Origin of the sequence: Cystobacter fuscus DSM 2262, assembly GCF_000335475.2 — a bacterium.
GTDB classification, from domain to species: Bacteria; Myxococcota; Myxococcia; order Myxococcales; family Myxococcaceae; genus Cystobacter; species Cystobacter fuscus.
This window is the reverse complement of record NZ_ANAH02000009.1, coordinates 440,666-464,780: the sequence shown is the minus strand read 5'-3', so window position 1 is coordinate 464,780 and position 24,115 is coordinate 440,666. Positions and strand designations below refer to the sequence as shown.

The 24,115-nt window shown below is 68.5% G+C and carries 25 protein-coding genes, 6 tRNA genes and 1 other RNA gene; 20 read left to right on the top strand and 12 right to left on the bottom strand.

What is annotated here, in order from left to right; genetic code table 11:
• The first annotated feature begins 75 nt into the window (after positions 1-75).
• The 8 genes from serS (at position 76) to ffs (ending at position 2,617) form a co-directional block, all read left to right on the top strand.
• Entirely contained in the window at positions 76-1,356 is a 1,281-nt protein-coding gene (gene serS, locus D187_RS18195; RefSeq protein WP_002626772.1) for a serine--tRNA ligase, read from the top strand.
• Between the two features lie 80 nt (positions 1,357-1,436).
• Positions 1,437-1,523 (top strand) — tRNA-Ser (locus D187_RS18190).
• 38 nt (positions 1,524-1,561) lie between these two features.
• Positions 1,562-1,651: transfer RNA gene (locus D187_RS18185), tRNA-Ser, on the top strand.
• Positions 1,652-1,739: 88 nt separating this feature from the next.
• Positions 1,740-1,816, top strand: a tRNA-Arg gene (locus D187_RS18180).
• Positions 1,817-1,842: 26 nt separating this feature from the next.
• Positions 1,843-2,310 carry a tRNA adenosine(34) deaminase TadA gene (tadA, locus tag D187_RS18175; RefSeq protein ID WP_043430308.1) on the top strand — a complete coding sequence of 156 codons (468 nt, stop codon included), beginning with the start codon at positions 1,843-1,845 and terminating at the stop codon, positions 2,308-2,310.
• 5 nt (positions 2,311-2,315) lie between these two features.
• Positions 2,316-2,402 (top strand) — tRNA-Ser (locus tag D187_RS18170).
• Positions 2,403-2,414: 12 nt separating this feature from the next.
• Positions 2,415-2,501: transfer RNA gene (locus D187_RS18165), tRNA-Ser, on the top strand.
• A gap of 23 nt (positions 2,502-2,524) precedes the next feature.
• Positions 2,525-2,617, top strand: an RNA gene (gene ffs, locus D187_RS51650) — signal recognition particle sRNA small type.
• A gap of 70 nt (positions 2,618-2,687) precedes the next feature.
• Here the strand turns inward: ffs and D187_RS18160 are convergent.
• Complete coding sequence (locus D187_RS18160) at positions 2,688-4,133, bottom strand: glycosyltransferase family protein (protein ID WP_043430306.1); 1,446 nt, start codon at positions 4,131-4,133, stop codon at positions 2,688-2,690.
• A gap of 190 nt (positions 4,134-4,323) precedes the next feature.
• Between D187_RS18160 and dnaX the strand changes: the two genes are divergently transcribed.
• The 4 genes from dnaX (at position 4,324) to recR (ending at position 7,423) form a co-directional block, all read left to right on the top strand.
• Positions 4,324-5,538 (top strand): DNA polymerase III subunit gamma/tau, encoded by a 1,215-nt coding sequence (dnaX, locus tag D187_RS18155; RefSeq protein WP_043430304.1) that lies wholly within the window; start codon positions 4,324-4,326, stop codon positions 5,536-5,538.
• A gap of 70 nt (positions 5,539-5,608) precedes the next feature.
• Positions 5,609-6,415 carry a hypothetical protein gene (locus tag D187_RS18150; protein ID WP_002626762.1) on the top strand — a complete coding sequence of 269 codons (807 nt, stop codon included), beginning with the start codon at positions 5,609-5,611 and terminating at the stop codon, positions 6,413-6,415.
• 90 nt (positions 6,416-6,505) lie between these two features.
• Entirely contained in the window at positions 6,506-6,823 is a 318-nt protein-coding gene (locus D187_RS18145) for a YbaB/EbfC family nucleoid-associated protein (RefSeq protein WP_002626759.1), read from the top strand.
• A 6-nt stretch (positions 6,824-6,829) separates the two neighbouring features.
• Positions 6,830-7,423: a recombination mediator RecR gene (recR, locus tag D187_RS18140; protein ID WP_002626758.1), complete on the top strand. Its 594-nt coding sequence runs from the start codon at positions 6,830-6,832 to the stop codon at positions 7,421-7,423.
• Between the two features lie 13 nt (positions 7,424-7,436).
• On the opposite strand, the gene D187_RS18135 is transcribed toward recR, so the two are convergent.
• Entirely contained in the window at positions 7,437-9,014 is a 1,578-nt protein-coding gene (locus D187_RS18135; RefSeq protein WP_002626755.1) for a protein kinase domain-containing protein, read from the bottom strand.
• Positions 9,015-9,516: 502 nt separating this feature from the next.
• On the opposite strand from D187_RS18135, the gene mglB reads away from it, so the two are divergent.
• The 3 genes from mglB (at position 9,517) to D187_RS18120 (ending at position 11,153) form a co-directional block, all read left to right on the top strand.
• Entirely contained in the window at positions 9,517-9,996 is a 480-nt protein-coding gene (mglB, locus tag D187_RS18130; RefSeq protein WP_002626753.1) for a gliding-motility regulator GTPase-activating protein MglB, read from the top strand.
• A gap of 11 nt (positions 9,997-10,007) precedes the next feature.
• Positions 10,008-10,595, top strand: coding sequence for a gliding-motility regulator Ras-like GTPase MglA (mglA, locus tag D187_RS18125; RefSeq protein ID WP_002626752.1), 588 nt, complete (start codon positions 10,008-10,010; stop codon positions 10,593-10,595).
• Between the two features lie 108 nt (positions 10,596-10,703).
• Positions 10,704-11,153: a cyclic nucleotide-binding domain-containing protein gene (locus D187_RS18120; protein ID WP_002626750.1), complete on the top strand. Its 450-nt coding sequence runs from the start codon at positions 10,704-10,706 to the stop codon at positions 11,151-11,153.
• Here the strand turns inward: D187_RS18120 and D187_RS18115 are convergent.
• From D187_RS18115 to D187_RS18090, 6 genes are all read right to left on the bottom strand, one after another.
• Entirely contained in the window at positions 11,144-11,968 is an 825-nt protein-coding gene (locus D187_RS18115) for an inositol monophosphatase family protein (RefSeq protein ID WP_002626748.1), read from the bottom strand. The two genes, D187_RS18120 and D187_RS18115, sit on opposite strands and share 10 nt — an antisense overlap.
• A gap of 29 nt (positions 11,969-11,997) precedes the next feature.
• On the bottom strand, positions 11,998-12,534 hold the full coding sequence (locus D187_RS18110) for a TlpA family protein disulfide reductase (protein ID WP_002626746.1): 537 nt from the start codon (positions 12,532-12,534) through the stop codon (positions 11,998-12,000).
• 3 nt (positions 12,535-12,537) lie between these two features.
• Entirely contained in the window at positions 12,538-14,004 is a 1,467-nt protein-coding gene (mpl, locus tag D187_RS18105; protein ID WP_002626744.1) for a UDP-N-acetylmuramate:L-alanyl-gamma-D-glutamyl-meso-diaminopimelate ligase, read from the bottom strand.
• The gene (locus D187_RS18100) at positions 13,997-15,172 is read right to left on the bottom strand and encodes a serine hydrolase domain-containing protein (protein WP_002626743.1); all 1,176 of its coding nucleotides are present in this window, start codon (positions 15,170-15,172) and stop codon (positions 13,997-13,999) included. The genes mpl and D187_RS18100 overlap by 8 nt, the downstream gene beginning before the upstream one ends.
• Positions 15,169-16,068 (bottom strand): S66 peptidase family protein, encoded by a 900-nt coding sequence (locus D187_RS18095; protein WP_002626742.1) that lies wholly within the window; start codon positions 16,066-16,068, stop codon positions 15,169-15,171. Before D187_RS18095 ends, D187_RS18100 begins: the two co-directional genes overlap by 4 nt.
• Before the next feature lie 83 nt (positions 16,069-16,151).
• Entirely contained in the window at positions 16,152-17,372 is a 1,221-nt protein-coding gene (locus D187_RS18090; protein WP_002626741.1) for an RsmB/NOP family class I SAM-dependent RNA methyltransferase, read from the bottom strand.
• A 123-nt stretch (positions 17,373-17,495) separates the two neighbouring features.
• On the opposite strand from D187_RS18090, the gene D187_RS18085 reads away from it, so the two are divergent.
• From D187_RS18085 to D187_RS18070, 3 genes are all read left to right on the top strand, one after another.
• Positions 17,496-17,568 (top strand) — tRNA-Asn (locus tag D187_RS18085).
• A 90-nt stretch (positions 17,569-17,658) separates the two neighbouring features.
• Positions 17,659-17,841 carry an addiction module protein gene (locus tag D187_RS18080; protein ID WP_002626740.1) on the top strand — a complete coding sequence of 61 codons (183 nt, stop codon included), beginning with the start codon at positions 17,659-17,661 and terminating at the stop codon, positions 17,839-17,841.
• Between the two features lie 169 nt (positions 17,842-18,010).
• Positions 18,011-18,250, top strand: a complete 240-nt coding sequence (locus D187_RS18070; RefSeq protein WP_162159651.1) for a tyrosine-type recombinase/integrase — start codon at positions 18,011-18,013, stop codon at positions 18,248-18,250.
• Between the two features lie 138 nt (positions 18,251-18,388).
• On the opposite strand, the gene D187_RS18065 is transcribed toward D187_RS18070, so the two are convergent.
• The 3 genes from D187_RS18065 to D187_RS18055 form a co-directional block, all read right to left on the bottom strand.
• A complete protein-coding gene (locus D187_RS18065) occupies positions 18,389-19,144 on the bottom strand; it encodes a hypothetical protein (RefSeq protein WP_002626738.1) in 756 nt (251 codons plus the stop codon).
• Positions 19,145-19,238: 94 nt separating this feature from the next.
• The gene (locus D187_RS18060) at positions 19,239-19,718 is read right to left on the bottom strand and encodes an SMI1/KNR4 family protein (RefSeq protein WP_002626737.1); all 480 of its coding nucleotides are present in this window, start codon (positions 19,716-19,718) and stop codon (positions 19,239-19,241) included.
• Positions 19,719-19,720: 2 nt separating this feature from the next.
• A complete protein-coding gene (locus tag D187_RS18055) occupies positions 19,721-20,392 on the bottom strand; it encodes a hypothetical protein (protein ID WP_002626736.1) in 672 nt (223 codons plus the stop codon).
• Between the two features lie 567 nt (positions 20,393-20,959).
• Here D187_RS18055 and D187_RS18050 point away from each other — a divergent pair.
• Positions 20,960-21,934: an NADP-dependent oxidoreductase gene (locus D187_RS18050; RefSeq protein WP_002626735.1), complete on the top strand. Its 975-nt coding sequence runs from the start codon at positions 20,960-20,962 to the stop codon at positions 21,932-21,934.
• Between the two features lie 216 nt (positions 21,935-22,150).
• A complete protein-coding gene (locus D187_RS18045; RefSeq protein ID WP_002626734.1) occupies positions 22,151-22,867 on the top strand; it encodes a glutathione S-transferase N-terminal domain-containing protein in 717 nt (238 codons plus the stop codon).
• A 335-nt stretch (positions 22,868-23,202) separates the two neighbouring features.
• Here D187_RS18045 and D187_RS18040 read toward each other — a convergent pair whose 3' ends face one another.
• Positions 23,203-23,898: a hypothetical protein gene (locus D187_RS18040; protein ID WP_002626733.1), complete on the bottom strand. Its 696-nt coding sequence runs from the start codon at positions 23,896-23,898 to the stop codon at positions 23,203-23,205.
• Between the last annotated feature and the right edge of the window lie 217 nt (positions 23,899-24,115).

Sequence of the window (24,115 nt, the reverse complement as noted above, 5' to 3'; positions counted from 1 at the left end):
CCGGGCGTCCTATTCCGGGCGCCTGGGCGCTTCATGCCTTGCCCGGTGGGCGTGGGGTGACTACAAACCGCCGCCATGCTGGATCTCAAGAACGTCGCGCAGAACTTCGATGCGGTGGTCGCCCGGCTGCAATCCCGGGGCGGCAGCCTGGACCTCGGCCCCTTCAAGAGTCTCGTGTCGGAGCGGCGCGAGCTCTACGTGGCCATGGAGTCGCTCTCCGCGCGCCGCAACGCCGCCAACGAGGAGATGAAGCGCAAGGCCAAGGAGGATCCGGCCGCGCTGGAGTCCCTGCGCGGCGAGATGCGCGCCGTGTCGCAGAACATCAAGGAGAAGGAGGCGCGGCTCAAGGAGGTGGAGGAGGAGCTCAGCCGCATCCTGCTGCTCATCCCCAACATCCCGCACGAGTCCGTGCCCGAGGGAGCGAGCGCCGAGCAGAACGTGCAGGTGCGCATCTGGGGGGACAAGCCCCAGCTGCCCTTCACGCCCAAGCAGCACTTCGAGCTGGGCGAGAAGCTCGGGATGCTGGACTTCGAGCGCGCCGCGAAGGTGTCCGGCTCGCGCTTCACCTTCTACAAGGGGGCGCTCGCGCGGCTGGAGCGCGCGCTCGTCTCCTTCATGATCGACGTGCACACCCAGAAGGGCTACGTGGAGATCCTCCCGCCCTACCTCGTGCTGCGCGAGACGATGATGGGCACCGGCCAGCTGCCCAAGTTCGAGGACGACGCCTTCAAGACGGCGGGCGAGCCCGAGCGCTTCCTGATTCCCACCGCGGAAGTGCCCGTCACCAACTACCACGCGGATGAAATCCTCGAGGGCGAGTCGCTGCCCGTGCGCTACTGCGCCTTCAGTCCGTGCTTCCGCGCCGAGGCGGGCGCGGCGGGCCGCGACACCCGGGGCCTCATCCGCCAGCACCAGTTCCACAAGGTGGAGATGGTGAAGTTCGCCTCGCCGCAGACGAGCCTCGAGGAGCTGGAGAAGATGACGGACGACGCGTGCGACATCCTGCGGCGCCTGGGCCTGCACCACCGGGTGATGCTGCTGTGCACCGGCGACATGGGCTTCTCCGCCCAGAAGACGTACGACATCGAGGTCTGGCTGCCCGGCCAGGGAGCGTATCGGGAGATCTCCTCCTGCTCGGACTGCGGCGACTTCCAGGCGCGCCGGGCGAAGATCCGCTTCCGCGCCCAGAAGGGGGACAAGCCCCAGCTCGTCCACACGCTCAATGGAAGTGGCCTGGCCGTGGGGCGCACGAGCATCGCCATCCTGGAGAACTATCAGCGCGAGGACGGCAGCGTCGTCATCCCCGAGGTGCTGGTGCCGTACATGGGCGGTCTCAAGGAACTGCGGCCCTTGTGAAAAGACGTTGTTGCAATGGGCGTCGGATGTTGTAGAAGGGCGACCCACGCAGTTCGGTGGGTCGCGCGGCTCCACGAAGTGGAGGAGTGGCCGAGCGGCTGAAGGCAGCGGTCTTGAAAACCGCAGGTGGCGAAAGCTTCCCGTAGGTTCGAATCCTACCTCCTCCGTTTTGTTGTCTGTGGTTCTTTGACAGGTCTGGCACACTGGAGAGATGGCCGAGAGGCTGAAGGCACAGGTTTGCTAAACCTGCATACTCGAAAGGGTATCGAGGGTTCGAATCCCTCTCTCTCCGCCACTCATCAAAAGGTTGTAGAAGCAGGCGGAAAAAAGTTGTTGTGGTAGGTCGGCAGTGGTTGTAGGAAGCGGTACGAAGGAAACGGCAAGCTCCCTTAGCTCAGCTGGATAGAGCGTCGGACTACGAATCCGAAGGCCGGAGGTTCGAATCCTCCAGGGAGCGCCACCTTTCCTCGGTCCTCTTCCCCCCTCATGAGTCTGGACGAAGCTTTCATGCAGCAGGCGCTCGCGCTCGCGCGGGAAGCCGCTGGACTCGGGGAGGTTCCTGTCGGCGCGGTCGCGGTCCACGATGGCAAGGTCATCGGTACGGGCTTCAACCGGCGCGAGATCGACCGCAACCCCCTGGCGCACGCGGAAATCTTCGCGATGGACGCGGCGGCCAAGGCCTTGAACGCCTGGCGGCTATCCGGTGTCACCCTGTACGTGACGTTGGAACCCTGCGCGATGTGCGCGGGAGCGCTGGTTCAATCTCGGGTTACCCGGCTGGTTTTCGGAACCCCGGATCCCAAGGCGGGCGCTGTCGGCTCGCTCTACAACCTGGCCGAGGAGCCCCGGCACAATCACCGGCTCCAGGTCACGAGTGGCATCATGGCGGACGAGTGCCGCCAGGTTTTGAAGGACTTCTTCGAGCGGTTGCGCGCGAAGAAACGCGACAAGTGAATATTGGAGAGCTGGCCGAGTGGTCGAAGGCACCTGACTCGAAATCAGGCATACCGGGAACGGTATCGTAGGTTCGAATCCTACGCTCTCCGCAGCAGTCTCAAGGAGAGGTGGCCGAGCGGTTGAAGGCGCACGCCTGGAACGCGTGTATATCTGAAAGGGTATCGTGGGTTCGAATCCCACCCTCTCCGTTGTTGTTGTAGTAGCTGAAGAGCTTGTGGTCGGGACAACGTGGGGACGTGAATCCCGCCAGGTCCGGAAGGAAGCAACGGTAGCGCACCTCCGCGTGTGTCCCGGCCGTTCTTGTGAAGGAGCCGAGCCCCCTGCCCAGGGAGTTCGGCTCCTTCTTTTTTGGGGCCGCCCGCTTCGCCGCCCGCTCAGGGCCGCGTGAGCAGCGTCTCGCGCCCCACCCGCCCCATCACCTGGAAGCCCGCCGCCTGGAGTTCGGCGAGCGCCCGGCCGTCGAAGGTGACGGCGCGGTTGAAGCGCGCGTCCCGCATGGCCCGCTGGAAGTTCGCGTCCTGGGGCCAGTCGCACGTCATCCAGGGGATGTTCTTGCCGATGTAGAAGAAGCCCCCGGCGCCCCACAGCCCCTCGTTGACGATGAGCAGGCCCCGGGTGCCCTCGTCCCGGGTGGCCGAGACGATGGCCCGGAACTGGTCCCCGCGCAGGTCCTCCGAGAGCAGGAAGACGCCCGGCACCACCGCGGTGAGCAGGAGCAGCGCGCCCCCCACCGCTCGCCAGGCCGTCGCCCCGCGAGACACCACGAAGCCCGCGGCCACTGGGGCGGCGGCCAGCACGAGCAGCAACAGCCCCGGGTAGAGGAAGCGCTCCTCCTTGTGGGCGGTGAAGAGGAGCGCGGCGAAGTAGCCCACCGCGCACAGCCCCGGCAGGGACAGGGAGGGCCGCTGGCGCCAGGCCGCCCAGGCCAGGGGGGCCACCAGCCAGATCCACCCGGGCAGGCCGCGCAGCCAGGGCCCCAGGTAGTAGGAGGGGGGCGAGGCACCAAACTGGCGCGCCGCCTGACCCGAGAGGACGTTGAAGTCGACGTAGGCCAGGAACGAGTGGAAGGGCCGGCCCCACGTCACCTGGTCGAGCACTCCCAACCCCACGGCGACGACACCTCCCGCGAGGCAGGTCCAGGCGAGGGTCCGCCACCGCCGGGCCCCCACCAGCCAGGCGAGCGCCATCAGCACCATCACCGCCGAGCCATAGCGCACCACCACCGCCAGTCCCAGGGCCGCTCCGCCCACCAGGCCCCCGCGCGCGGAGCGCTCCGGACGGTCCAGCGCCTCCATGGCCACCACCAGGAAGGCGGCGGAGAGCGACTCCCCCAGCGTGCGGCCCGCGAAGACGAGCACCGGGCCATAGAGGCCCATGGCGAGCATCGCGAGCAGTCCGCCTCGAGGTCCGACGCGCCGCTCGGCGAAGCGGTACGCGGCCCACAACATCCACCCGTGCAGGGCCACCTGCGGCACGGCGAGCAGGGCCCGGTAGGCCACCGGGTGCGTGAGGCCCAGCAGCGAGGCGAGGCGCAGGAGCCCCGAGGCCACCAGGGGCGCGGCCCAGTTGCGCAGGCCCACGCGCCACTCCCATGCCAGCACGCCATAGCCGTGGGTCCGGAACCAGGCCGGCTCCAACAACTGGTACACCTCATCCGGGTGGATGCGCCCGAGCTGCGCCACCGCGAGCAGCGCCGGCAACAGGGCCACGCCCGCCCCCACCCATGGACCCCACGCTGGCGCGCCCCCCTGGTGGGCGGTCACGTCGGACACGGGTTCAGGGGTGGCGGCAAGTGGGGGCAGCGGCGCGGGAACGGTCATCGGGAGGCTCGGACGCGACTCTCCCTGGCCTCCCGGGCGAGCGCAAGGCGGGCGACGCCTCCGACCCCGAGTGAAGGGCCCGACTCCCGGAGTGGTCTCCCCCTTTTCCGGGAAGTGACTTGGAAAGTCGAGTGGGACGCGCGGAAGACGTGCGTTGGCGAGGACGCCATGGTTAGATTCACCTACCCCCATGAGCTACCTCGTTCTCGCCCGTAAATGGCGCCCGCAGACTTTCGACGACATGACCGGCCAGGAGCACGTGGTCCGCACCGTCGCCAACGCCATCAAGATGGACCGGGTGGCGCACGCCTATCTGTTCTGCGGACCACGAGGCGTGGGCAAGACGACCGCCGCCCGTCTGCTCGCCAAGGCCCTCAACTGCGAGAAGGGGCCCACCGCCAACCCCTGTGACACCTGCCAGGCGTGCCGGGAGATCGCCGCGGGCACCTCGGTGGACGTGGCGGAGATCGACGGCGCCTCGAACAACGGCGTGGAGAACGTCCGGGAGATCCGCGAGAACGCCAAGTACCTGCCGCAGCGCGACCGGCACAAGATCTACATCATCGACGAGGTCCACATGCTCTCGGGGGCGGCGTTCAACGCGCTCCTCAAGACGCTGGAGGAGCCGCCCGGCCACGTGAAGTTCATCTTCGCGACCACCGAGGCGCACAAGCTCCCGGACACCATCCTCTCGCGCTGCCAGCGCCACAACTTCCGGCGCATCCCCGCCAAGGTGATGCTCGATCGGCTCAAGTACATCTGCGAGCAGGAGAAGGTCGCCATCTCCGAGCGGGCGCTCTCCATGGTGGTGCGCCAGTCCGAGGGCGGCATGCGCGACTCGCTCAGCCTCCTGGATCAGATCTTCTCCGCCTGTGGCGCCAACCCCAGCGACGAGGCCGTGGCCGATGCCCTGGGCGCCATCGATCGCACGGTGGTGCAGGACTTCGCCGAGGCCCTGGTGCGCAAGGACGCCAAGCGCGTGCTCGAGCGCGTGGAGGAGGTCTTCAACCGCGGCACGGATCTCAAGCGGCTCACGGAGGAGCTCGCCCTGCAGCTGCGCCACCTCTTCGTGGCCAAGACGCTGGGCGAGGCCCCCACGGAGCTCGCCGAGACCGAGCGCACCGCGCTCAGCGCGCTCGCCAAGGACGCGGACGCGGCGCAGATCTCCCGGCTCTTCGACATCGTGCACGGGTGCGTGTGGGAGGTGTCGCGCGCGGCCCAACCCCGGCTCGCGCTGGAGATGGCACTGCTCAAGGCCATCCAGCTCTCGCCCGCCGGCTCCATCCCGGACCTGCTCGCGCGCGTGGATCGTCTCGCCGCCGGCCTGGGCGCCGAGGACGGCCACAAGGTAGCCCCTGGAGCGCCCGGAGGTCGCTCCAGCCCGGCCAACTTTCGCGCCCACTGAGCGCGCGCCCACACCCGCCCCCCGCCCTCCCGTGGCCGAGCCCCCGCGCCCGGCCGCGATCGCCCGCGACATGCCTCCGGCGAGCCCCGTGCCCGCTCCCCCCGTGGTGCGCGTGACGAACGTGCGGCCTCCACCGCGAGCACCGCTTCCCGCTCCGGAGCCGCCCCCCGTCGACGACGAGCGCTACTTTCCCGAGGAAGGCCCGGCCGACGGCTGCGCGTCCGGCGAGTGCCTCCCGGAGGAGCCTCCCCCGCCCCAGAGCGAGTTCGCCCCCTCGAGCGAACCCGAGCCCCCGCCTCCGGAGGCCCCGTCCATCGAGCCCACCCCCCACCGGGGAGCGCCCCCTCCCCCGACGTCCATGGCCATCTCCGGCCGCGACAATCCCCGGCGTCCGCTCCAGGACCGGTGGCGCGCGGCCGTGGACACCATGCGCGAGGCCTCGGGCCGGCATGCCAAATCGCTCGCCTGTGGCCGCCTCTTGTGGATCCGCGAGGGAGAGGTGGCCATCGCCTACCCGCCCAAGGATGGCTTCCACAAGGCCACGGTCTCGGGCAGCGGGCGCGCCATCGTCGAGAAGGCGCTCTCCGAGCACTTCGGCCGCCCCACGAAGCTCGTGGTGCAGGACTGCGCGGAGGGCGACAAGGCCGAGGCGGCCAATGGCCCGGGCCCGGGCGCGGGACTCATCAGCCTCGCCGAGCAGGATGCCTCCGAGCGGGCCGCGTACGAGAAGAGCACCGAGGGCCGGGTGCGCGCCCATCCCGCGGTGCGGGCCACCCTCAAGCTGCTCGGCGGGGAGATCGAACACATCCAGGTCTACGATCTGCCCGTGCGTCCGGTGGCTGCCCCGACGAGCGAGTCTCCTGACGAGAGCCCCTGACAACGCGCTCGACGGACGCTAGGGTGCGCGCTCCGACTCACCCCGAGCGGGCGCGTGTCCTGCCCGCTCGCACGCCCCAAGAGGAAGCACATGCCCGGCATCGACCTGAACTACTTCATCCGTCAGGCCAACAAGCTCACGGAGAAGATCGAGCAGCGCAAGAAGGAGTTGGCCGAGGAGACCGTCGAGGCGCAGGCCGGCGACGGCCGGGTCAAGGTGGTGGCCAACTGCGTGCAGGAAGTGCGCAGCATCAAGATCGACAAGTCCCTGGTGGACCCGAACGACCTGGGCCTGCTGGAGGACCTGGTGACCGCCGCCGTCAACGCTGCCCTGGCGAGCAGCCGCGAGAAGATGCAGCGGGAGTTGGGCAAGATCTCGGGCGGGGTGAAGATCCCCGGTGTTACGTGAGCTCGAATGACGCCTGATCCTCTCAACCGCCTGGTCGCCCAGCTCGCGAAGCTCCCCGGCATCGGGGAGAAGACCGCCCAGCGCCTCGCCTTCCACATCCTGCGCGCCCCGGGCGAATACGCCATGGACTTGTCGCAGGCCATCCGCGAGGTGAAGGAGAAGGTGCACCTGTGTGGCCGGTGCTTCTCCCTCACCGACACGCACCTGTGCGGCTTCTGCCAGGACCAGCGGCGCGATGACCGCGTGGTGTGCGTGGTGGAGTCCTTCGCGGACCTGATGGCCCTGGAGCGCACGCGCGAGTTCAAGGGGCGCTACCACGTGCTGCACGGCGTGCTCTCGCCGCTGGACGGCGTGGGGCCCGAGCAGCTGCGCATCAAGGAGCTGCTCGAGCGGCTCGGGGACGGGCGGGTGGAGGAAATCATCCTCGCCACCAATCCGGACGTGGAGGGCGAGGCCACGGCGCTCTACCTCACGCGCCTGCTCAAGCCCGCGGGCATCCGCGTGAGCCGCATCGCCCAGGGTCTGCCCATGGGAGGGGACCTCGAGTACGCCGACCAGGCCACGCTCGCCAAGGCCCTCAGCGCCCGGCGCGATCTCTAGCGTCCCGGACGGGCTAGCGCGTGACGCGATAGCCCAGCGGCAACACCACCGTCACCGCGTCACCCCGGTGCGCGGGAAAGCGCAACCGGTTCAACCGCTGCTCCAGGCACTTGCCCAGCGGACGCTCCGCCAGAGCCCCCTGGGTGCTCGTCTCCGCCCGGCCCGAGGGCTGGATGGTGAAGCGCATCCGCACCTCGCCCTCGTCCGCGCGCAGGTCCTCCTTGTGCCGCTCGAAGCATGGCAGGTAGCTCGCCCGGTTGCGCGTCACCACGCGCTGGACGTCCGCGACCTCCAACGAGGCGGGCACCTTGCCCTTGCCCGGCACGGACGCTTGCCGGGAGGAGCCCCGCCCCGCCTGCCGTGTCCTGGGCGTCTCCTTCCCGGCGGGCTCCGGGGGAGGCGAAGGGGGTTGCGTCCCCGCGTCCGGGAGGGCCTCGGGTGCCGGGGACGGTGTCACCTGCGCCGCGGAGGTCGGCCCCTCGACGGGGGGAAGCACCGGGGCGGAGGCCGGGCGCGAGAAGAGCACGGCCCCCCCGCCCACCAGGCTCAGCGCCAGCGCCCCGGCGGCCCACGGCAGCCACCCGCCCGGCGGCCCGGGCCTCCGTCGCGGAGCGCCCGTGACCATCGGAGAGCGCACCACCTTGGAGCCGCCCCCCTTGCCGGACGGGTCGAACGGCGGGACGAACGTCTTCTCCCGGTAGCGCTCCTCGCCCACGCTCGCGCGCAGGTACGCGGCGAGCTGGGCGGGGGTCGCCGGAGGGTACTCCCGCGCCAGCAGCCGCTCGAGCGCGTCGGCGAACTCGGCGGCGGAGCCATGGCGGCGCGCGGGCGCGGGGGCCATCGCCTTGAGCACCACCGCCTCCAACTCCGGGGACAGCTCGGGCCGCAAGGCGCGCGGCCGCGGGAAGTCCCCCTCGCGCAGCGCATCCAGCACCGCCGCGTCGCGCTCCCGGGCGAAGGGCCGCACATGGGTGAGGGCCTCGTAGAGGCACACGCCCAGCGAGAAGACATCCGCGCGCCGGTCCACCGCGCCGCCCAGGGCCTGCTCGGGCGCCATGTAGATGACCTTGCCCTTCATCTCTCCCGGGCGCGTGGCGGCCCCTCCCGCCTGGGCGACGCCGAAGTCCAGCACCTTCACCTGCCCCTCGAACGTCACGTACAGGTTGGAGGGCGACACATCGCGGTGGACGATGTTCAGCGGCTGGCCCGAGGCGTCGACGAAGTCGTGTGCGTAGTGCAGCCCGCGCGCCGCGTCGGCGAGCACCCGCAGCACCAGGGGCACCGGCATGAACTCCCGGCGCAGGCTCGCCAGGCGCACCAGGGTGGAGAAGTCCTCGCCGGCGAGCCACTCCATGCAGAGGTAGGCGCGGCCCTCCACGCTCCCCTGCTCGTACACGCGCACCAGGTGGGAGTGGACCAGTTGCGTCGCCAGGCGGCCCTCCTGGCGCAACATCTCCAGGAAGTCCGGCTGGCCCACCAGCGCCTGCCGGATCCGCTTGATGACGACCTCACGCGCCCCGTCCTGTCCGTCCGCGCGCCGGGCGAGGAAGATCTCCGCCATTCCGCCCTCGGCCAGCTTGCGCCGGAGCACGTATGGCCCGAAGACCTGGCGTATCCATGGGCCCGGAGCGGTGGGGTCCGCCGGGGGGGGAGGGGTTGGCGTCATGGGCAAGCGGGGCGTGTTCGCCTTCGCACACGGGGGGACGCCTGGCCTGGAACCCGCCCCCCCGCCGAGCGCAAGAAGGAGGGGGAGACACGCGTTCGAAGTTCGAGCGGACCCCGATGGGCGCAGTATAGTGGATACCGGATGATTTCCCCGGTAATGGGTGGACTCGTCCGGAATTTTGAAATCCCCTTCGCATGGATGATGCTCCCCTCCTGATGACGGCCTTCCCCTCCCCCCTGCACGCGCACGGGCGCCCGACGCGCGGACCCCTCCGCACAGAAGGTGGCGGCTTCTTGCGGGGTGGCAGGGGCTTTGCTAAAGCTCCCCGGGTCGGGAGCACCGCACCTAACCTCCGAAATTCACTCCGGAAACCGGCAGGGGCCGCCGCAGCACAGGTCGAGCGAGACGCGTAGGAGCGTAAACGCCCATGGGCACGCAATTGGTGATGTACGAAGAGGAGTTCACCAAGATCAACGCGGTTTGCGACCGGCTGACCAAGGACGCGAACGCGAAGGTGGTGTTCCTCGTCGACAAGAACGGTCAGCTCATCTCTTCCGCGGGGCAGACCCAGAACATCGACACCACGTCACTGGCCTCGCTGACGGCCGGCAACGTGGCGGCGATGGGCGGCCTGGCCAAGCTGATTGGCGAGAACGAGTTCCCCCATCAGTTCCACGAGGGGGCCAAGGACTCGCTCTACATGACCATCGTGGGCAGCCGCGTGGTCCTGGTCGTCATCTTCGACAACCGCACGAGTCTCGGCCTGGTGCGCTTGCGCATCAAGAAGGCCAGCGACGAACTGACCAAGATCTTCGAGAGCCTCGTGAAGAAGACCGATGGTCCCGGTGTCGGCTCTCCGTTCGCCGAGATTTCCGACGACGATATCGACAACCTCTTCAGCGAGTAATCCGAGAAGCCATGTCCTTCATCAACTACTCGTCTCGCGAAATCAACTGCAAGATCGTCTACTACGGTCCCGGGTTGTGCGGGAAGACGACGAACCTGCAGTACATCTACAACAAGACCGCCGCGGAGACGAAGGGCAAGCTCATCTCGCTCTCCACGGAGACGGACCGCACGCTCTTCTTCGACTTCCTGCCGCTGTCGCTCGGGGAGATCCGCGGCTTCAAGACGCGCTTCCACCTGTACACGGTGCCCGGTCAGGTCTTCTACGACGCCAGCCGCAAGCTCATCCTCAAGGGCGTGGACGGCGTGGTGTTCGTGGCCGACAGCCAGGTCGAGCGCATGGAGGCCAACATGGAATCGTTGGAGAACCTGCGCATCAACCTGGCCGAGCAGGGCTACGATCTGAACAAGATCCCCTCCGTCATGCAGTACAACAAGCGCGACCTGCCCAACGCGGTCTCGATGGAGGAGATGCACAAGACGCTCAACGCGCGCAACATCCCCGAGTACCAGGCGGTGGCGCCCACGGGCGTGGGCGTGTTCGACACGCTCAAGGCCGTGGCCAAGCTGGTGCTCACGGAGCTCAAGAAGGGCGGCTAGGTGTTTCCCGCCCAACCCGGGGGCGAGGCCCAGGTGGTCCTCGCCATCGGAGGCGCGCGCACGGAGTAGACTCCGGGCCAGCCACCTGAGTCCCGGGGGACGGGAGACATGGAGAAGCTGGCCGTCGTGTCGTCATCGCCGTTGTTCGAGATGCTCTCCAGCGCGGAACTCGCCCGCCTGGCCGAGCTGTCCGAGCACCGGCGCTACTCCGCCGGGGACGTGGTGTTCGAGGAGGGTGAGCGCGGAGACAGCCTCTACCTCATCGCCCGGGGAGAAGTGGAGCTGACGCGGCGGGATGGCGGCGGCGTGTCCCGGCCCCTCACGGTGCTCGGCGCGCCGGGCTTCTTCGGGGAGATGAGCCTCATCGATCTCGAGGACCGCTCCGCCACCGTGCGGGCGCGCACGGACACGGAGCTGTTGCGGCTCACCACCGAGCACCTGGCCACCTTCCGGCAGCAGCACCGCGACGGCTTCACCTTCCTCGTGCTCAACATCGCGCGCATCCTGTCGGCCCGGGTGCGCGAGGCCAATGCCCGGCTGTCCGCCCGTCAGGGCTGAAACGCGCGGGGGCTCCAACCGATGTCCGCGAGCAGGCCCTTGCTCTCGGCGACGAACTGCGGCGCCAGGCCCGGCGCGCACGCGAGCACGTCCCCGTAGCCCACCTGGTACGGCGCCCCGTCGATGCGCAGCATCACCCCACCCGCCTCCTGCACGAGCAGCGCTCCCGCCGCCTCGTCCCAGGGCTTGAGGCCGAACTCGAAGTAGCCGTCGAAGCGCCCCGCCGCCACGTACGCCAGATCCAACGCGGCGCTGCCCATGCGCCGCATGCCCTGCGCCCGGACGATGAAGCGCCGCAACATCCCCAGCGGCCCCTCGGGCTTGTGGTGCACGTCATAGGGAAAGCCCGTGCACAACAGGGCGCGCGAGAACTCCGTGCACCCCGACACCTTCAACGCGCGTCCGTTGAGCGTCGCCCCCTGCCCCCGCGCCGCGGAGAAGAGCTCCTCGAGCATCGGCTCGTAGATGGCGCCCGCGAGCAGTCCGTCCGGCCCCTCCACCCCCACGCTCACGCAGAAGTGCGGCACCTGGTGCGCGTAGTTGGTGGTGCCATCCAGCGGATCCACGATCCACCGGATGCCCGAGCCCTGCGAGGCACCGCTCTCCTCGGCCAGCACCGCGTGGTGGGGATAGTGCTGGCGGATGAAGCCGAGCACCGCCGCCTCCGCCGCGCGGTCCGCGTCGGTGACCAGATCGATGCCCCCCTTGTATTCGATGGTGCGCTCACCGTGGAAACGCTCGGCGAGCAGGCGGCCCGCCAGACGAGCACCTTCCTCGGCGATACGGCGCAACGTGGCCGGCGACTCATCGGACATGGGGACTGCTCCTCACGGGGACTCCGGGTTCACTGCTCCGACAGCAACTCCTCGATCTCGCTCTGGTACTTCATGAGGTACTCCTCGGCGAAGCCCTCGTGCATGTAGCGCACGTACCCCTTGCGATCGACCAGCACCAGGGTCGGCAGGCCGCGCACCCGCAGCACCTTGTCCGCCACCGCCGCCTGCGTGTCGAGTAGCACGGGCAGCGCCACCTTCGTCTCCTCCAGGAAGGCCGGCACGGCGCGCACGTCCTCGTCCACGTTGAGCGCGTAGACCTTCAGGCCCCGCGCGCCATAGTGCCTGGCCAGCTCCTGGTACAGGGGAAGCGCGTCGCGGCAGGGCTCGCACCAGGTCGCCCACACGTCGATGAGCACCACGCTCCCCCGGTCCTCGGAGAGCGAGTAGGGCTCTCCCCCGGGATGGCGCTTGACGGTGAACTCCAACGGCTCGCCCCTCCCCAGGCCCGCCTGGGAGGTGCGCAGCGCGGACTCGGTGAGCGGCGGCATCGCGGAGACACAACCGGACAGGGCGAGCGAGGCCAGCAGGAGTCGAATGGAACGCATGGCCTAGCCCTCCCCCATCCGAGCGCGCAGCGCGGTGAGCAGCTTGTCGATGAAGCCCCCGAAGGCGCCATTGCTCATGACGAGCAACACGTCGCCGGGCTGGGACTCGCGCGCCACGCGCTCCACGAGCGAGGGCACGTCCACCGTGGAGTCGGCGGCGATGCCCTGGGCCTTGAGCGCCTCGATGACGCGAGGCACGTCCAGCTCCTGGTCCGTGGGCACCTTGTCATGGCGCTCGGGCACCTTGAGGCTCGCGCGCGCCGCGCCGGTGAAGGCGTGGGCGTAGTCCTCCTGATGGATGTTGCGGCGGCTCGTGTTCGAGCGGGGCTCGAAGATGGCCCACAACCGGCGCTCCGGGTAGCGGTGGCGGATGGCGGCGATCGTCTCGCGCACCGCCGTGGGATGGTGCGCGAAGTCGTCCACCACGAGGATGCCGCCCACCTCCGCGCGCACCTCCTGGCGCCGCTTCACGCCCTGGAAGCTGGCGAGCCCCCGGCAGATCTCCTCGAACGACAGGCCCAGCCCCCGCGCCGCGGCGATGACGCTCAGCGTGTTCTCCACGTTGTGCATGCCGGAGAGCGTCACCAGCGCGGTGCCCAACACGCTCCCGCGCTCCACCACCTCGAAGCGCGCGCCCTCGGGGCCGAAGCGCACGTTGCGCGGGGTGTAGTCGGCCTCGGCGCCCTCGCGCGCCACATAGGTGATGACCTCACCTGGGCAGGCCTGTGCGAGCTTCACCGCATTGGGGTACGCGGCGCACACCACCAGCCGGCCGTCCTTGGGGATGAGCCGGACGAACTTGTCGAAGGTGGACTCGTAGTGCGGCAGGTCGCGGAAGATGTCCGCGTGGTCGAACTCCACGCTCGTGAGGATGGCCGTCTTGGGCCGGTAGTGCAGGAACTTGGAGCCCTTGTCCCAGTAGACGGTGTCGTACTCGTCGCCCTCGACGACGAAGTGCGCGCCCTTGCCCACCCGGTAGTTGCCCGCGTAGTTCTGGGTGACGCCGCCCACGAGGAAGGACGGATCCCTCCCCGCCTCCACCAGCACGTGGGCCATCAGCGAGGACGTGGTCGTCTTGCCGTGGGTGCCCGCCACCACCACCGAGTGCGAGTGCTCGAGGAAGAGCGAGCCCAGCGCGGCCGGGAAGCTCATCTGCGGCAGGCGCTGCTCGCGCACGGCGGTGGCCTCGGGGTTCACCCGGCGGATGACGTTGCCGACGATGACCAGATCCGGCCGGGCCACGTCGAGGTTCTCCGGCTTGTAGGGCGTGAGCGCCTGGATGCCCCAGGCGCGCAGCATGTCGCTCATGGGCGGGTAGACGTTCTCGTCGCTGCCGGTGACGTCGTAGCCCGCGGCCTTGAGCATGCCCGCGAACGAGCCCATGCCCGTGCCGGCCACGCCGATGAGGTGGATGCGGCGCACCGCGCCGGGAGAGAGGGTGTCGAGGACGTTGCCGTTGTCGTCAGCCATGTGCTTTCGGGGTGAGGTCGTCGAGCCCGAGGGAATCCACGACGAGGTCATGAAAAACGGGGCGGAAGTCGCGGATGCGCACTTCCTTGCGGCCATGCGCTACGCGGTTGGTGACGAGCGCCACCACGAGCGAGCGGCGCAGGTCCACCCAGAGACTGGTGCCGGTGAAGCCCAGGTGCCCCACCGCGCCCGGAGGCGTGTCGCCGATGAAGTGGCCCGCGCTGGACAGGCCCTCGGAGGGGGAGTCGAAGCCCATGGAGCGCGTGCTGCCCGGCAGGAGTGGATCCGTGGCGAGCGCGCGGAACCAGAGCGGCCCGGGGGCGATCGCCGCGTCCCCCGCGCACCCGGCGAGGATGGCCTGGCCGAAGCGCGCCACGTCCACCGCGGTGCCGAAGAGGCCCGCATGACCGCTCACGCCGTCCATCACCCAGGCGTTGTCGTCATCCACCTCGCCGAGGACGGCGGGCCGGGATGGAAGCTCGCCCCACATCGTCTCCTGACCGGGAGCGGGCTCGCGCGGACGGGTGGCACCCGTGGGCGCGACGAGACCATTGGTGGGGAAGTCCGTGAGCCGGTGGAAGCGCGCGCCGAGCCCGAGCGGCCCGGCGACATGGCGAGAGAAGAGGATGTCCAGCGGCGCGCCCCCCACCCGGGCGAGGATCTCACCGAGGAGGATGAAGCCCACGTCGCTGTAGGCGGTGCGGGTGCGCCACGGGGCCGCGAGCGGCGTGCGCGCGGCGGCCTGGAGGACCTCGTCCCGGACCCGGGCGCGCGTGGCGGAGGGACAGGCGGGGTCCAACAGCTCGGGGGTGGAGGAGAGCGCCTCGGCGAAGAAGGGCACGAAGGGGGGCAGCCCCGAGCGGTGGTAGAGCAGATCGGCCACGGTGGCGCCGGCGTCCCCCACGGGCGAGCCGGGGAAGAAGCGCGCCACGGGCGTCTCGGGGCCCACCTTGCCCTCGGTCCACAGGCGCAGGAAGAGCGCCGTGGTGCTGAGCACCTTGGTGAGGGAGGCCAGATCGAAGCGCGTGTCGCCAGTGACGGGCCCCGCCACCCCACCGAAGACCTGGACGCCCCGGTGCAACACCACGGCCTGGGCGGACGGGAAGATGCCGAGCGTGACGGCCTCGTCGAGCACCTGCTGGAGCTGGGCGATGGGGTGCGAGCTCATGCCTGGACCGCGCCCTCGAGGAAGGTGATCAGGGCGGCGCCGGCATCCAGGCGCACGTGGGTGCCCAGGGCGACGGGATAGTTGGGCGTGTCGTGGCCGATGGGGAAGCCTGCCGCGCACGGCAGTCCCGTCTCCTCGGCGAGCGAGCGCAGGACATCCGCGGAGCTGTAGGGCCCGTCCTTGTTCTCGCAGTCGGTGAACTGGCCGAGCACGATGCCGCGCACGCGCTCGAAGACGCCCGCGAGCCTCAAGTGCGTCCACATCCGGTCGAGCCGGTAGGGCTTCTCGCCCACGTCCTCGAGCAGGAGGATGGCACCGTCGAGCGGCGGCAGGTAGGGCGTGCCCAGCAGCCGCGAGAAGACGGAGAGGTTGCCCCCGAGCAGCGGCCCCTCGACGACGCCCGGCACATAGAAGCTCGTGCCCCGGAGGGGCGGAGGAGGCTCGGGGGACTCGAGGAGACGGAAGAGGTAGTCCTGGACGGCGGGGGGCTGGATCCCCAGGTGGGTGACGACGGGCCCGTGGATGGAGACGCGCCCCGCCGCCTGGAGCACCGCGTGCAGGGACGTCATGTCGGAGAAGCCCACCAGGGCGGAGGGGGCGAGGTCCTTGAGGGACAGCGACGGCAACAGACGCATGGAGCCGTAGCCACCCCGGGCACAGAAGATGGCGCGGGACGAGGTATCGGAGAGCGCCCCGGACAGCTCCTCGGCCCGGCGGGCATCGCTCCCGGCGAGGTAACGCCAGGCGTCATAGAGATCCGGCCGATAGGTGGGCGTATAGCGCTGTCCGACCACCTCCAGGCCCTTCTCGAAGGCCGGGACGTCGAAGGGGCCGGCGGAGGCGACGATCTGGACTTTGTCGCGAGGACGCAGGGGAAGGGGTTTGAGCCAACGCACAGGCGCTTCATACCACCCGGGACGCGATGCGCCCGTGCTTCGAACAGGGGTGTCCAGACGGCAACCTCCCCCCTGCTCCCCTGTCACCCCGCCGTCCGCTCCAATACGGCCGCGAAGAAGGCATCGCAGCCGTGCAGGTGCGGCGCGCAGACCCAGAAGCCGTCCCGGGCGCACGAGTCGGGCAGCGCGCCGGAGCCCTCCGCCGGCACGAGCCGGAACTCGGGGGCGTCCCGCAGGAAAGCGAGCACCAGGTCCTCGTTCTCCGCACGGTTGACGGTACAGGTCGCGTAGACGAGACGGCCCCCCTGGCGCACGAGCGGGCGGGCCCGAGCGAGGATCTCCCGCTGGACCCGGGGCAGCTCGGACAGGGAGGAGGGAGCGAGACGGAAGCGCAGGTCCGGTCCGCGCCGCAGGGGGCCCAGCTCCGAGCACGGGGCATCCACCAATACCCGGTCCACGAGCAGTCCCTCGGGGGGAGCGCGCAGCAGGTGGACGTTGGAGAGACCCGCCCGGGCACAGCGCTGCAGGAGGCGGTCGAGCCGCCCGGCATCCGGGTCATACGCCAGCAGTCGGCCCTGGTTCTCCATGGCGGCGCCGAGCTGGAGCGTCTTCCCCCCTGCCCCCGCGCACAGGTCGAGCACGGTCTCCCCGGGGCGGGGCTCGACGAGCAGCCCCAGGACCTGACTGCCCTCGTCCTGCACCTCGAAGAGGCCCTCGCGCAGGGAGGCGAGTCCATAGAGGTTGGGCCGAGGGCCGACGACGTGGAGCGCCAGGGGGCTGAGGAGGCCGGGCCGGGTCTCGACACCCTCGGAGCGCAGCCGGGACTGGAGGGAGTCGCGGTCGGTGCGCAGGCGGTTGACCCGGAGGGTAATGGGGCCGGGGACATTGAGGTGGGAGCAGAAGTCCTCGGCGGCGGGGCCCCACTCCCGGGCGAAGTGGTCGGCGAGCCAGTCGGGGAGGGAGCAGCGCAGGGCGAGGGACGGAGGCGCGTCCGGGACGAGGGGGGGCGGCGTGCCGACCTCGGCGAGCCGGGCGGCCACATCGGACGGAAGGCCCGCGAGCAGGTGGAGGAATGCGTAGAGGAGGGAGGAGCCGGGGGCGTCCTCCGGGGTCCCGAGGTGGAAGCCGAGCCGGCGCCGCCACAGGGAGACGTTGAAGAGGGCCTCGGCGAGGACCTGGCGCTGGTCCCGGGAGAGGTGGCGATGGGCGCGGAGGGTGCGGTCGAGGACCCGTTCCACGGGCTGGCCCGAGAGGACCTGGGAGAGGGAGGCGGTGACGAGGGAGGCGAGTCCTTCGAGGGCCAACCAGGGAATCGAGCGAAGTCGTGCGAGTGGGTCGAAACAGGTTGTTGACAGGAGAGACTCCGTTCTCTAGAAAGCACCTCGTTGTCGCGGCGGCCCACCCGGGCAACCACGCAGCGGACATATTCCCCGATAGCTCAGCCGGTAGAGCGGGTGACTGTTAATCACTAGGTCCGTGGTTCGAGTCCACGTCGGGGAGCTGAAACAGGGCGTCAGACGAAAGTCTGGCGCCCTTTTCTTTTGCCCTCTCCTACCCGTGAAGCTCAAGCGGTAGGTGCAGCACCCGAGCATGGCAGAGCGCATCCAGCAGATTGCGGAGTTGTGGGACGGCGAGGCTGCCCCTCCCGAGCAGGTGGAGACCGCGCCGGAGCAGCTCGCCGAACTCGAGAGACGGCTGGCCGAGTTGGATGCGGACCCTGAGGGGGGAGAGTCCTGGGACGTGGTCAAGACGCGCATTCTCGAGTCGCTGTGAGCCGCGCACTCCTGCGCCGCTTCCCATATGCGGTCTTCTACGTGTTGAGTGAGCAGAGCATCACGGTGATCGCCTGCTTGCACGTTCGCCGTCGGGCGAGCGTGTGGAAGTTGAGGACCTGAAATGCACCGCCGTATCCGCCGAGGTGTTGGAGGCCGGAAAACATCTGGTGGAGCGGAAGCCGTTCAGCTTCGAGAAATACCCCCTGGCCATCAAGGGAGCCTGCACGGTGGCCGGCATCCCGCCCTTCACCCAGGGACGGTTCCGGCACTCGGTCGCCACATGGGCCATCGAGAAGAGGGCGGACCCGGCCTCGGTGGCGGCCTTCCTCAACCACAAGAGCCCGGTTACCACACGGCGCTTCTACGCGACACGCGCCGTCCCGGCGAAGATTCCCACCCCTGCTTAGGACACGGTGAGCGGCTCACTTTGTTCCCGTGTCCGTCGTCGAGGTTGGCACCGGCCCAACGAGTTCTGGCATGAGATCCGCCTGCATCGCATCCTCCAGTTCACCAATTGTCTTCGCAGCTGCATCTATTGCCGTGTCTTACTTCTCATGCCACGGGCCTGAGCCTGGGGCGTCCGTAGCCATATGCACGGCTGTCCATGCCGACCCCAGCTGGCGCAGAACTTCATCCGCAAGTTCCCGCACTCGCTTAGTTACGAAGATACGGTTGTGGATGAGGTGGTTCTTTGCCTCAGTGTGCTGGCGCTTAGCCTCTTCCAACTCCCGGCGGCGCAGAACCTCTTTGATACGCTTGAGGCCCGCCCTCTTCTCCTCCTTGAGGATGGCGAGAATCTCCTCTTGCTCTTCGCCACCAGGACGCGCCTCTTTGAGCACCTGTTCCAGTTGCTCGATGCTGTACGTCGAGTAGTCCGTCACCAACCTAGCGCCCCACAACCCGCCGATGGCACCCTCGGTGTGCAAGACGAGTTCAATGAGCTTCGCGTACACCTCGTGCGTCTTCGACGTGGCGAGCTGAGCACGCAAGAACTGCTTCTGCATCTCATGCCGGATGGCCTCATTGCGCGCACTCAGCTCTGCACGCAACTGCTCTAGCTGGTGCTGTCCCTTCACCAGCAGCTCGGCCTTCAGCCGCTCGACGTCCCGTTGCACTTCGAGCTGCAACACCGCCTTCAACTGCTCCGTCTGCTGCTGTCCTTGCGCCTGCCACTCCGCCGTCAGCCGCTCAGTCTGCTGCTGCCCTTCAATCTTGAGGCTCTCAATCCGCTTATCCAGGGCGCGTCCCACCGCCGCCTTGAACAGCCAGATGAAGCCGGCAAGGAACAAGCCAACGACCACCGGGCTCGTGATGTGAAGTAGAAAAGCAGTAACGCGACCACGAACATCGGATTTGGCACGTACATGTAGCCTCCTGGGCGGCAGTTCCAGAGGTTCATTCCCCCAACCAGTAGAGGCCGCGCCGGGTGCGCAGCACCTGCTCCAAGAACTCCGAGAAAGAGCTAGCGACTGGCCCGCAGTATTTCGGGTTGGGCCATGCCTCGTGATAGCCGTCCGTCAGGGGGTAGCGGTCGTTCTCCTCACGGGCCACGTCCACCAGTACGTAGTTGCCGTCCTGGACGTCGCAGATGGCCCACATCGACGCGGGCCCATGCGCGTCATCGTCGTTCTTCTTCCCGAAGATGGCCACTCGCGCCCGGACAACCTGTGACAGTGGGAGGATGCGGTAGGGGGCATCCGGCAACCGATCAATCAGCTCCGCCCCGTTGCAGTGCAGGTAGAAAGCCCGCAGATCCGCGTCCAACCGCCAGCCCACCCGCCGCTCGAACTCCTCGATCTCCTCGGACGTGGCGGGGGAATACGGGAAGTGGTCGCGGGAGACCTCTTCGAGCAAGCGGCTCATGGACGTGGCCATCGTCAATTGTCCGTGTAAGGCAGGTTGGGACCCACTGTATTCCAGGGGGACTTGCCGCCGTAACAGGCGGGATACTGATCGTTGTACACCTCGTGAACGTCCGGTTGCGCGGGGAAGATGTTGTTAGGGTCCACCGGGTCCCCGCCGTGCCAGAGGTCTCGGATGTGGTGCCCCGGCCAGGACACCCCGGCCTGCTCGGGCCACTGACCAAACTTCTCGCTCCAGGCCTTCCGGAAGGAAGTCCGAAACCTGCTCCACGCCTTGCGTTGAGCTGCATTGTCCTCGGGTGACAGCTCGGGGTAATAGCAGCAGCAGTGATAGATGCCGTAACGGCTCCCGGCCGTGACGGGAACGGGCAAGACAACGAGGCGACCCTCCCAGTCGAACTTGAGATCGGCCAGCCACATGCACCCCTTGAGCGTGTGACCCTCGCTGGCGCACTCCCTCTGGCACCCGTTCATGAACTCCCGGCGACACTGCCAGGGGCCGTAGAAGAGGGTCGTCTTCATCCGTCCGCCTGGTACGTTCAACCAGGGAAGTTCCTTCTTCACGGCGGGCTTGGCCCCCGGTGAGGACGAAGGGCCAGAGCCTCCCGTCCCCGGCCCATCCGGTCTCTGGGTCGTCGCGCATCCGATGAAGAACACCGCCAACACCACCGTCTTGGCCAGCTTCATGGAGAGCCTCCTGGCGAGCGTATTACTCTTCCCATAAGGAAGCCCAGTCCCGGAAAACACCGGGTGACCCCGACAGTTCCCGGAGTCACCATCCGACGGACTCTGAGCCACTGGCAGGCGGGCGTAGCAGCCTCCGATGCCTGGCCGCTACGCGTCCACCCGCCGGGACGTACCTCCCCGCCGGAGTTACGCTCGGCACCTGCCCTCCGCCCTCAACAGGCCTTCAATCCTTCCTATGCTCTGGGGATGATGAAGACGTGCGGTTGGTGGTGAAACTCCCGCCTTCCATTCCTCGGACCACGGAGAAGACGGAAGAGCGCAAGTCCCGGACTCGGCGGGCGGTGAAGAAAACGGCCAGTGCGCATGCGTCCAGGGCCTGGCCGGGCGCCCACTCCATGACCAAGCCCAGTCAGTCCCCAGTGGAGACGACCAGCGGACGCCTTCAATGAGGCGAGGCGCAGCGAAGGCAGCCTCCGCCGCCCGCCCAGCAAGGGACCCGTCAACCGTCGGATGCGGCATGCGTATCCTGTCGGGAGTTACCGCTCAACCCGAGAAGGAGTTACAGCAATGGCATCGTCCATTCCCGACAAGATGAAGGCCGCGGCGCTCGACACCTTCGGCGGCCCAGAGGTGCTGGGTATCAAGTCCATCTCCGTGCCTGCCTGTGGCGACGACGAAATCCTCATCCGCGTCGCGGTGGCGGGGATCGGAGTCTGGGACCACCTGGAGCGCGAAGGCGAAATGAAGGACATGGTCCCCGGCGGGCCCCGCTTCCCGTACGTGCCCGGCACCGACGGAGCGGGGGAAGTCATCGCCGTAGGCAAGAACGTGAGGGACCGCAAGGTCGGCGACACCGTCTACGGCACCGCGTTCATGAGTCCCAAGGGAGGCTTCTACGCGGAGTACGTCGCGGTGAAGGCGGAGCATGCGGCGAAGGTGCCCAAGGGGCTGACGGTGGAAGAGGCCGCCGCGCTCGGGGGGGATGGTGTCACGGCCATCCAGGGCCTGGAGGACCATCTCCAGCTCGAGTCCGGGCAAAAGCTGCTGCTCTTCGGAGCCAGTGGAGGCCTGGGGCACCTCGCGCTGCAACTGGCCCGGAGGATGGGAGCGAAGGTGCTGGCGGTCGCCTCCGGCGAGGACGGCGTGGAGTTGGTCAGGAGGCTGGGCGCTGACGCGGTGGTGGACGGCAAACAGGGAGACCTGGAGAAGGCCTGCCGCGACTTCGCGCCGGAAGGCTTCGACGCCGCGCTGGTGCTGGCGAGGGGTGACGCCGCCGAGCCCCTGCTCCGCCACGTCCGCAAGGGAGGGCGCATCGCGTACCCGAACGGCGTGGAGCCCGCGCCGAAAGGGCCCGAAGGGGTTCAGACGAAGGCCTACGACGGCCTCCCCAACCCCAAGTCCCTCGAGCGCATCAACGAGCTGATCGAAGCCGGCCCCTTCCATATGGAGATTGGCCGCGTCTACGCGCTGGAGGAGGCGGCGAAGGCGCAGCAGGAGGTGCTCAAGCATCACCTGGGCAAGTTCGTGATGCGAATCAACTGACGCTCCCCGGAAGGCGCCCCCCGAGCAGGGGCGAAGCCGGAGCCAGAGGAACAGGCGTATCCCATGGCTCCGGTATGTCCGGATGATACACCGAGAGCCAGGAAGGCCTGTGCCGGCAGCCGCGCCGCGACGTTGTTATCATTGCACCCCTGGCCTGGACGCCGTATCACGTCGGTGGTCGACCCCCAATCCACCACCACCGATACCGGAGCTACGATGAGCGATCTTTCAGCCTATCCCATCACCAGAAAATGGCCGGCCAGCCATCCCGACCGGATCCAGCTTTATTCGTTGCCGACACCGAACGGGGTGAAGGCATCCATCATGCTCGAAGAGACCGGACTGCCGTACGAACCGCACCTGGTCAGTTTCGAGACCAATGACCAGATGTCGCCGGAGTTCCTGTCCCTGAACCCGAACAACAAGATCCCCGCCATCATCGACCCCGACGGTCCCGGAGGCAGTCCGCTGGCGCTGTTCGAGTCCGGCGCCATCCTGATCTACCTGGCGGAGAAGAGCGGCAAATGCATGCCGGACGATCCCGCGGCCCGCTACGAAACCATACAGTGGCTGATGTTCCAGATGGGCGGCATCGGGCCGATGTTCGGCCAGCTCGGCTTCTTCCATAAATTCGCTGGCAAGGAATATGAAGACAAGCGTCCGCGCGACCGCTATGCGGCGGAATCGCGCCGCCTGCTCGGCGTGCTGAACCAGCGGCTGGAAGGACGGCAGTGGGTGATGGGCGACGACTATACGATCGCGGATATCGCGATTCTGCCCTGGGTACGCAACCTGCTCGGATTCTATGGCGCCGGCGATCTGGTCGGCATCCAGGACTTCCCCAACGTCACGCGCGCGGTCGACGCCTTCGTGGCGCGGCCGGCGGTGGCGCGAGGACTGGAGATTCCGCGACGCAATCCGCAACCGGCTTAGCAGCCGCGCCGGCCTGCCCGCTTCCGGAACGGGCGAGGGACACAGGAACGGCGCGCCCCTGCCCGGCTCGGCTTCGGATCCCGAGCAGCGGGTGAAGAACGCCGCGTACCTGCGGAGGTCGCGAGGCGAATGGCGGAAGGATTCTATAAGGGCCCACTCCCCTTCCCTCGCCCCTGATTACGGCCCCACGTGGGTCAGTCATCAGAAGGGGTGCCGTCCCGGCCCTGCAGCCGCTATAGACACACCTGTGCCCAGCCTGGCCCCCCCCGCAGTGGGAGGAAGCAGCGTCCTGGGGCTGCTTGGCCCAGGGCGGGGGCTCTGTCGTTTTCCGGCATTCAAAGGCCCTTCTTCGCGCGCAGGGACTGCTCGACCTCGGGGAGGAACGGGCTGCCGCCCCGCTCCGCGTGCTTCCTGGCCAGGTAGAGGTCGAGCATGCCGTTCTTGAGCACCTCGGGCACGAAGGTCTGCTCGCCGTTCTCGGGCAGGTCGGCGTCGATGTCGGGCTCGAACTCCCGCCAGCCCCTGCCTCCGACGATGAGGGTGCGGAAGGCCTCGGGCACGGAGCGCGGCCCGCCCGCGTTCGCCCAGATAGGGGTGTGCGGGTCGAGCAACACCGCCCGCGCGGTCAGGACTCCACTGGTTCCAAGCACCGCGCCATCGCTTCCCCAGCTTCCAATGATGACCCCGGACGCCGTGATATCGCCGTCCACCGCGACGCGCGCGCTGCCCCCATAGGCGATGTTCCGTGCGCGGACGTTGCCCGTCACGATGAGCGCGCAAGTGCCGGCGCCCTCGGTCGTGAAGACGAGATCCCCCGTCGTCACGAGATCTCCGTCGATGATGAAGGCCCAGGGGCCGTCGCTGGTCCGCAGCTCGTGGGTGACGTCGAGGCCGCCTTCGATGATGCGGGGGCGTGGCGCCTCGTCGTTGAGGTCGCGCGTTTCGAGGAACCAGTCCAGCGATTCATGGCCACGGTAGCGGGCCGAGATGTCCTCGAAGGACACCTCGCGGCCCATTTCATCGAGCATCATATCGTCGTCCTATACTCTAGCAGGCGGCTGAAAAAGTAGGGACTTGCAACGACCCACGCGAGCCCCAGCGCGGGGGCCACCGCGGCTCGCGTGGTGTTGAGCGCCGGGCCGCGGTTGCCCACGGGCCCAAGCCCTCTGCCTCGCCCCTGAGGGGAACTCAGCCTGAGCAGGCGTGTGCCCAAAGGGAGTTGCACGGCCTGTCCACCAGCTCGGCGCA

Excerpts from the sequence above, each read along its gene's own strand:
- serS (WP_002626772.1), top strand. The coding sequence starts at position 76 with ATGCTGGATCTCAAGAACGTCGCGCAGAACTTCGATGCGGTGGTCGCC.
- tadA (WP_043430308.1), top strand. The coding sequence starts at position 1,843 with ATGAGTCTGGACGAAGCTTTCATGCAGCAGGCGCTCGCGCTCGCGCGG.
- D187_RS18160 (WP_043430306.1), bottom strand. The coding sequence starts at position 4,133 with ATGACCGTTCCCGCGCCGCTGCCCCCACTTGCCGCCACCCCTGAACCC.
- dnaX (WP_043430304.1), top strand. The coding sequence starts at position 4,324 with ATGAGCTACCTCGTTCTCGCCCGTAAATGGCGCCCGCAGACTTTCGAC.
- D187_RS18150 (WP_002626762.1), top strand. The coding sequence starts at position 5,609 with ATGCCTCCGGCGAGCCCCGTGCCCGCTCCCCCCGTGGTGCGCGTGACG.
- D187_RS18145 (WP_002626759.1), top strand. The coding sequence starts at position 6,506 with ATGCCCGGCATCGACCTGAACTACTTCATCCGTCAGGCCAACAAGCTC.
- recR (WP_002626758.1), top strand. The coding sequence starts at position 6,830 with ATGACGCCTGATCCTCTCAACCGCCTGGTCGCCCAGCTCGCGAAGCTC.
- mglB (WP_002626753.1), top strand. The coding sequence starts at position 9,517 with ATGGGCACGCAATTGGTGATGTACGAAGAGGAGTTCACCAAGATCAAC.
- mglA (WP_002626752.1), top strand. The coding sequence starts at position 10,008 with ATGTCCTTCATCAACTACTCGTCTCGCGAAATCAACTGCAAGATCGTC.
- D187_RS18120 (WP_002626750.1), top strand. The coding sequence starts at position 10,704 with ATGGAGAAGCTGGCCGTCGTGTCGTCATCGCCGTTGTTCGAGATGCTC.
- D187_RS18115 (WP_002626748.1), bottom strand. The coding sequence starts at position 11,968 with ATGTCCGATGAGTCGCCGGCCACGTTGCGCCGTATCGCCGAGGAAGGT.
- D187_RS18110 (WP_002626746.1), bottom strand. The coding sequence starts at position 12,534 with ATGCGTTCCATTCGACTCCTGCTGGCCTCGCTCGCCCTGTCCGGTTGT.
- mpl (WP_002626744.1), bottom strand. The coding sequence starts at position 14,004 with ATGGCTGACGACAACGGCAACGTCCTCGACACCCTCTCTCCCGGCGCG.
- D187_RS18100 (WP_002626743.1), bottom strand. The coding sequence starts at position 15,172 with ATGAGCTCGCACCCCATCGCCCAGCTCCAGCAGGTGCTCGACGAGGCC.
- D187_RS18080 (WP_002626740.1), top strand. The coding sequence starts at position 17,659 with ATGGCAGAGCGCATCCAGCAGATTGCGGAGTTGTGGGACGGCGAGGCT.
- D187_RS18060 (WP_002626737.1), bottom strand. The coding sequence starts at position 19,718 with ATGGCCACGTCCATGAGCCGCTTGCTCGAAGAGGTCTCCCGCGACCAC.
- D187_RS18055 (WP_002626736.1), bottom strand. The coding sequence starts at position 20,392 with ATGAAGCTGGCCAAGACGGTGGTGTTGGCGGTGTTCTTCATCGGATGC.
- D187_RS18050 (WP_002626735.1), top strand. The coding sequence starts at position 20,960 with ATGGCATCGTCCATTCCCGACAAGATGAAGGCCGCGGCGCTCGACACC.
- D187_RS18045 (WP_002626734.1), top strand. The coding sequence starts at position 22,151 with ATGAGCGATCTTTCAGCCTATCCCATCACCAGAAAATGGCCGGCCAGC.
- D187_RS18040 (WP_002626733.1), bottom strand. The coding sequence starts at position 23,898 with ATGATGCTCGATGAAATGGGCCGCGAGGTGTCCTTCGAGGACATCTCG.